This is a genomic window from Halomonas sp. LMYGS-3, assembly GCF_059509875.1.
Genome location: NZ_JCAKFQ010000001.1, coordinates 457647 through 463982, shown reverse-complemented (window position 1 = coordinate 463982; position 6336 = coordinate 457647). Strand labels below are relative to the sequence as shown.

Below are 6336 nucleotides of genomic sequence, written 5' to 3'. Positions count from 1 at the left end.
GCTGCCGCTCGACTTGCATGTGTTAGGCCTGCCGCCAGCGTTCAATCTGAGCCATGATCAAACTCTTCAGTTTACAGTCTGATAGTTCCTAAGGTGGAACCAAACCTGGCTCAAGGTTCAAACGTTCTCAAAAAGACCCGAAGGTCTCTGACGAGTCGCTTGCCTTGATGATTCAGTGACTGGTCACCGACCCATCGACAAGCGCCCACATGAATTACCTGATCGATTGTTAAAGAGCGGCCCCGGCTCTCTAGAGCCTGGAGCGTCTCACCGTTGCTGTACCGTCTGGCCCAGCGCCCGGCGAGGAAGGCGTATTCTACGTGATCGGCGCCGGCTGTCAACTGCGATCCTCGCCGCCTGGCGAAGCCTCGAAAGAGCGCTTGCCGTTGACCCGACCCACCGCCGCAGCGGCTGCCGATCAAACCCTTGCCGGGAACTCCGTAGAGAGCCCGCAGCGGGTCTGCAGGAAGTGGTGCGCATTCTAGCGAATCCGCCGTGCCTGTCAAGCGAGAACCTTTTCGAAACCTCGAAAAACTTCAAGCAGAACAATCACTTCTGCCACTCATCACCGCTGGCCACGTTGCCCGTCGCCGGCAGCGGATGCGTACTTTACGGATTTCCCCGGCGCCCCGCAAGGCCTTTCTGTAGAAAAATCTCGAGGCCATAATAGAAGACATGCCGAGGCCGGTAAAAGTTCGCTCACGAGAGCCAACGGCACCTGCAACGGCAAGAGGTTGTGGGTAAGCCGCCGCTCACCAGACAGCACGACGCCCGCACAAGGCGGGCGCTGGCATTGAGAGAGCCGGGAGAACCAAGAGCAACTGACTTGCAATCAGTTGCTCTATGTCAGTGCACCGTCACCCGGGCATAGCGTTTCTTGCCAGCCTGGATGACGTAGCTCTTGCCACTGTCGAGCATATGGTCGCGCTCGACCACCTCACCGTCGACCTTGACCCGGCCGTTACCGAGCATGTCCTTGGCCTGGGCACTGTTGTTGGCGAGCCCCGAGCGGTTGAGCACCGCGGCGATCGGCGCCTGGACACTGCCCTCGAAGTCGACTTCGACCTCGGGCAGGTCCTCCGGCAGCTCGCCCTCGGCCAGCAGGTTGCCGGCAGACCGGTGGGCATTGGCGGCGGCTTCCTCGCCGTGGTAGCGCCCGATCAGCTCGCGGGCCAGGGTCATCTTGATGTCGCGGGGGTTCGCCCCCTGCTGCGCATCGCGCTTGAGCGCCTCGATCTCCTCGTTGGGCTTGAGCGAGAGCAGCTCGAAGTAGCGCCACATCAAGCTGTCGGGCATGGAGACCAGCTTGTTGAACATGATTCCTGGCGCCTCATCGACACCGACATAGTTGCCCAGCGACTTGGACATCTTCTGCATGCCGTCGAGCCCTTCGAGCAGCGGCATGGTGATCACGACCTGGGGCTCCATGCCGAAGTGCTTCTGGATCTCGCGCCCCATCAGCAGATTGAACTTCTGATCGGTGCCGCCTAGCTCCACATCCGCCTTCAATGCCACGGAGTCGTAGCCCTGCACCAACGGGTAGAGGAACTCGTGAATGGAGATGGATTGCCCGGACCTGTAGCGCTTCTCGAAGTCGTCACGCTCGAGCATGCGCGCCACGGTGCTCTGGCCGGCCAGCTCGATCATGTCGGCCGCACTCATGGCCGAGAACCACTCGGCATTGAAGCGCACCTCGGTCCTCTCGGGGTCGAGGATCTTGAACACCTGCTCCTTGTAGGTCTCGGCGTTGACCCTCACCTCTTCCGCGGTAAGCGGTTTGCGCGTCACGTTCTTGCCGGAAGGATCGCCAATCCGGCCGGTGAAGTCACCGATCAGGAAGATCACCTCATGACCGAGCTCCTGGAACTGGCGCATCTTGGTTAACAACACGCTATGACCCAGATGCAGGTCGGGGGCCGTCGGATCGAAGCCTGCCTTGATGCGCAGCTTGCGCCCGGACTCGAGCTTCTTGACCAGCTCGTCCTCCAGCAGGATCTCCTGGGTGCCTCGTTTCAGGAGCGCCAGCGCGCTCGCCACATCGGTCATCGTCTCCTACTCCAGCAATAGCGGTTGATCACCCCTGCGCACAGGGCCCATCGAATGGGGCAGAATGGTAGCATGACTCGTTGGCGCACGGTTACGCCGTATCGACTCGGGAGAAATGCATGTCACTGTTCATCGGCCTGATGTCCGGCACCAGCCTCGACGGCATCGACGCGGCCCTGGTGGAGATGGCGGAAAGCGGGACGACGGATCGCCCGCGCCTGGTGGCGACTCACGCCGAGCCGATGCCGGAGCCACTGCGTCAACGTCTCTGGCGGCTCTGCCATGCCGAACAGGCGAGTTTCGCCGAACTGGCTGCCGCCGAGGATGCCTTCTGCCGCCTGCAGGCCGACGCCATCAAGGCGCTGCTGACGACCAGCGACACCCCGGCAGAGGCGATTACGGCCGTGGGCAGCCATGGCCAGACCATCGAGCATGCCCCCGCAGGCCATGGTGGCGGCCCCGCCTACACCCTGCAACTCGACAACCCCAGCCTGCTGGCCGAGCTGACCGGCCTCACCGTGGTCGCCGACTTCCGCCGCCGTGACCTGGCCGCCGGCGGGCAAGCCGCGCCCCTGGCGCCGGCCTTCCATCAAGCCCTGCTGCGCGCTCCCGGCGAATGGCGCCTGGTGCTGAACCTCGGCGGTTTCGCCAACCTGACGCTGCTGCCGCCAGCGGAAGACGAGCGCGGGCCGCTCGGTTTCGATACAGGTCCGGCCAATGCCTTGCTGGATGCCTGGCACGCCCGCCATCGCGGCGGGCGCTTCGATGCCGGGGGCCAGTGGGCGGCCTCGGGCCGGGTGGATGACGCCCTGCTGAAACGGCTGCTGGCGGAACCCTTCTTTCATCAGCCCCCTCCCCGCAGCACGGGCCGCGAGCTGTTTCATCTGACCTGGCTGGAACGACGGCTAACAGGAGAGGAGGCACCGGAGGATGTCCAGGCGACCCTGGCCGAGCTGACCGCCACCAGCATCGCCCTCGGCATCGGGATGGCCCGAGAGCGGTTGGCCGCCCCCACCGCCGAGGCCCTGATTCCCTGCGGTGGCGGCGCCCACAATCCGGATCTGCTGGCCCGTCTGGCACGCCACCTGCCCGAAACGCCACTGGTCGCCAGCACCGACTTCGGCTGGCCTGCCGACTGGCTCGAGGCCGGTGCCTTTGCCTGGCTTGCCTGGCAGAGGGTCCTGGGCCTGCCCGGCAACCTGCCGTCGGTCACCGGCGCTTCGGGCCCCAGGGTTCTCGGGGGGATCTACGCTCCCTGAGGGTTAGAAGTCGTCCTCGCTGCGCAGCGACAAGTGATCCGCCGCCTCCCTGGCTCGGGAGAGTCCTTCGCTGTTCTGGTCACCGTACTTGATCATCATGCGCAGGTCGTTGGCGGAATCGGCATGCACCAGCGCCACCTCCTCGGTGATCTTGCCCGCCCGGAACAGGTCATAGAGCGCCTGGTCGAAGGTCTGCATCCCCAAGTCGCGAGAGCGCGACATCACGTTCTTGATTTCGGTCACCGCGCCCTTGCGTACCAGGTCGCCGATCAGCGGCGACTTGAGCAAGACCTCGATGGCCGGGCAGCGGCCACCGTCCACCGTCGGCAACAACTGCTGCGCCACGATGGCCTGCAGGTTGAGCGACAAGTCGAGCCAGATCTGCTCGTGCCGTTCATGGGGGAAGAAGTGGATGATACGGTCCAGCGCCTGGTTGGCATTGTTGGCATGCAGGGTGGCGAGGCAGAGGTGGCCGGTCTCGGCGAACGTCAGCGCATGCTCCATGGTCTCCCGGGTACGCACCTCGCCGATCAGGATCACGTCGGGTGCCTGGCGCAGGGTGTTCTTGAGCGCCACCTCGAAGGAGTCGGTGTCGATCCCGACCTCGCGCTGATTGATGATCGCCTTGCGGTGGGGATGCACGTACTCGATGGGATCCTCGACGCTGATGATATGACCGCCGATGGTCTCGTTGCGCTGCTGGATCATCGAGGCCAGGGTAGTCGACTTGCCGGTGCCGGTACCGCCGACCACGAACACCAGGCCGCGCTTGATGTTGGCCAGTTCGCCCAGCACCGGGGGCAGCGACAGCTCCTCGAGATGGGGAATGTCGAAGGCGATGCGACGGATCACCATCGCCAACTGGTTGCGTTGCTGGAAGGCACTCACGCGGAATCGCCCACGCCCCTTGAGACTGAGCGCGAAGTTGGCCTCGCGCTCCTCCTGGAAACGCACGCGCAGCCCCTCGGGCACCGAGGCATGGACCAGCTCGTTGACCTGCTCGACGCTGAGCGCCTGCTCCCCCAGAGGCGTGAGCTGCCCCGCCATCTTCAGGGTCGGCGGGGCATTCACCGAAATCAGCAGATCCGATGCCTCCTTCTGCACCATGATGTCCAGCAGCTGGTGAAGCCATTCTGTTGCCGTCATGTCCCTGCTCCTTTCTGTCCCCTGACGTGTCGTGTAACGCGGCTCAGCTCGCCAGCACGCTCTTGGCCTTGGCCTGGGCCTCGTCGCGGGCCACCACGTTGTCGGCCACCAGCCTGGCCAGCGAGGCATCCAGGGTCTGCATGCCCAGGTTACCGCCAGTCTGGATCGCCGAGTAGATCTGCGCGACCTTGTCCTCGCGGATCAGGTTGCGCACCGCCGCGGTGGCGACGAGGATCTCGTGGGCCGCCACCCGGCCGCCGCCCTGGCGCTTGAGCAGGGCCTGGGAGATCACCGCCTGCAGCGATTCGGAGAGCATGGAGCGCACCATGGACTTCTCGTCGCCGGGAAAGACGTCGATGATCCGGTCGATGGTCTTGGCCGCCGACGTGGTGTGCAGGGTGCCGAACACCAGGTGACCGGTTTCGGCCGCGGTCAACGCCAGGCGAATGGTTTCAAGGTCACGCATCTCGCCGACCAGGATGATGTCCGGGTCCTCGCGCAGGGCGCTGCGCAGGGCCGGGGCGAAGCCATGGGTATCGCGGTGCACCTCACGCTGGTTGACCAGGCAACGCTTGCTGCGGTGGACGAACTCCACCGGGTCCTCGATGGTGAGGATATGCTCGTAGCGATTGTCGTTGATGTAGTCGATCATCGCCGCGAGCGTGGTGCTCTTGCCCGAGCCGGTCGGGCCGGTCACCAGCACCAGGCCGCGGGGCAACATGGCCAGGCGGCGGAATACGTCGCCCATCCCCAGGTCCTCCAGGGTCAGCACCTCGGAGGGAATGGTCCGGAATACCGCGCCGGCCCCGCGGGCCTGGTTGAAGACATTGACACGAAAGCGCGAGACCCCGGGGACCTCGAAGGAAAAGTCAGTCTCGAAGAACTCCTCATAGTCGCGACGCTGCCGATCCGCCATGATGTCGTAGATCAGCTTGCGGACCTCGCGGTCCTCCATGGCCGGTACATTGAGCCGGCGAATGTCGCCATCGACGCGTATCATCGGCGGCAGGCCCGCCGACAGATGCAGATCCGAGGCGTTCTGCTTTGCCGAGAACGCCAGCAGTTCGGTAATATCCATGCGTTTCCCCTGCTCTCGGGATAAGGTTCCCTTTGGTTATGATCAGTATGACAGACCTGTCGTGATGAAGGCTTTGGTACTTTCCGAGTCGCTGGCCGCCGCCCGCCACCGCCTGAGCGAGGCGCTGAGTGCTGCCGGGCGCCCCGCCACGGACGCCCGTCTGCTCGCCGTCAGCAAGACCAAGCCGGCGATGATGATCCGCGAGGCCTGGCATCTCGGCCAGCGCGACTTCGGCGAGAACTATGTCCAGGAAGCTCTCGACAAGCAGGCCGAACTGGCAGACCTCGAGGATATCGTCTGGCATTTCATCGGCCCGTTGCAATCCAACAAGACGCGAGCCGTGGCCGAGCACTTCGCCTGGGTACACAGCCTAGACCGACAAAGGATCGCCCGGCGCCTGAACGATCAACGCCCCGTGGGCCTCGGGCCGCTGAATGTCTGCCTGCAGGTCAACATCAGCGAGGAGCCCAGCAAGTCAGGGGTGATGCTCACCGAGCTACCGGCCCTGGCCGAAGCGGTGCTGGCATTGCCGCGCCTGCGCCTGCGCGGGCTGATGGCGATTCCCGCACCGGCCGCGGATCTCGAGGCCCAGCGCGAGCCCTACGCCCGGCTGCACGGGGCGCTGGAGGCGCTGCGCGGGCATTTCCCCGAGGCACCACTGGACACCCTGTCGATGGGCATGACCGATGACCTGGAGGCCGCGGTGCTGGAGGGCGCCACCCTGGTGCGGTTGGGAACCGCCATCTTCGGCGAACGGGCAACGCCACAGCCACGACAGCAGCAGTAACGACTACACGAGCGCCGGCA

5 protein-coding genes and 1 rRNA gene are annotated in these 6336 nt (G+C 64.6%); 2 read left to right on the top strand and 4 right to left on the bottom strand.

Annotation, left to right across the window (positions count from 1 at the left end; translation table 11 throughout):
* Together AC5W54_RS02220 and tyrS are read right to left on the bottom strand one after the other, a co-directional pair.
* Positions 1–73, bottom strand: a 16S ribosomal RNA gene (locus AC5W54_RS02220); the annotation flags it as partial.
* A 773-nt stretch (positions 74–846) separates the two neighbouring features.
* Positions 847–2046 carry a tyrosine--tRNA ligase gene (gene tyrS, locus AC5W54_RS02215; protein WP_495960430.1) on the bottom strand — a complete coding sequence of 400 codons (1200 nt, stop codon included), beginning with the start codon at positions 2044–2046 and terminating at the stop codon, positions 847–849.
* Between the two features lie 119 nt (positions 2047–2165).
* Between tyrS and AC5W54_RS02210 the strand changes: the two genes are divergently transcribed.
* Positions 2166–3305: an anhydro-N-acetylmuramic acid kinase gene (locus AC5W54_RS02210; protein ID WP_495960429.1), complete on the top strand. Its 1140-nt coding sequence runs from the start codon at positions 2166–2168 to the stop codon at positions 3303–3305.
* A gap of 3 nt (positions 3306–3308) precedes the next feature.
* On the opposite strand, the gene AC5W54_RS02205 is transcribed toward AC5W54_RS02210, so the two are convergent.
* Both AC5W54_RS02205 and AC5W54_RS02200 read right to left on the bottom strand, forming a co-directional pair.
* The gene (locus AC5W54_RS02205; RefSeq protein ID WP_495960428.1) at positions 3309–4451 is read right to left on the bottom strand and encodes a PilT/PilU family type 4a pilus ATPase; all 1143 of its coding nucleotides are present in this window, start codon (positions 4449–4451) and stop codon (positions 3309–3311) included.
* A gap of 43 nt (positions 4452–4494) precedes the next feature.
* Positions 4495–5529 (bottom strand): type IV pilus twitching motility protein PilT, encoded by a 1035-nt coding sequence (locus tag AC5W54_RS02200; protein WP_495960427.1) that lies wholly within the window; start codon positions 5527–5529, stop codon positions 4495–4497.
* A gap of 64 nt (positions 5530–5593) precedes the next feature.
* Between AC5W54_RS02200 and AC5W54_RS02195 the strand changes: the two genes are divergently transcribed.
* On the top strand, positions 5594–6316 hold the full coding sequence (locus AC5W54_RS02195; protein ID WP_495960426.1) for a YggS family pyridoxal phosphate-dependent enzyme: 723 nt from the start codon (positions 5594–5596) through the stop codon (positions 6314–6316).
* Positions 6317–6336 lie beyond the last annotated feature (20 nt).

Coding starts and splice junctions, on each gene's coding strand:
- AC5W54_RS02195 (WP_495960426.1), top strand. CDS start 5,594: ATGAAGGCTTTGGTACTTTCCGAGTCGCTGGCCGCCGCCCGCCACCGC.
- AC5W54_RS02210 (WP_495960429.1), top strand. CDS start 2,166: ATGTCACTGTTCATCGGCCTGATGTCCGGCACCAGCCTCGACGGCATC.
- AC5W54_RS02200 (WP_495960427.1), bottom strand. CDS start 5,529: ATGGATATTACCGAACTGCTGGCGTTCTCGGCAAAGCAGAACGCCTCG.
- tyrS (WP_495960430.1), bottom strand. CDS start 2,046: ATGACCGATGTGGCGAGCGCGCTGGCGCTCCTGAAACGAGGCACCCAG.
- AC5W54_RS02205 (WP_495960428.1), bottom strand. CDS start 4,451: ATGACGGCAACAGAATGGCTTCACCAGCTGCTGGACATCATGGTGCAG.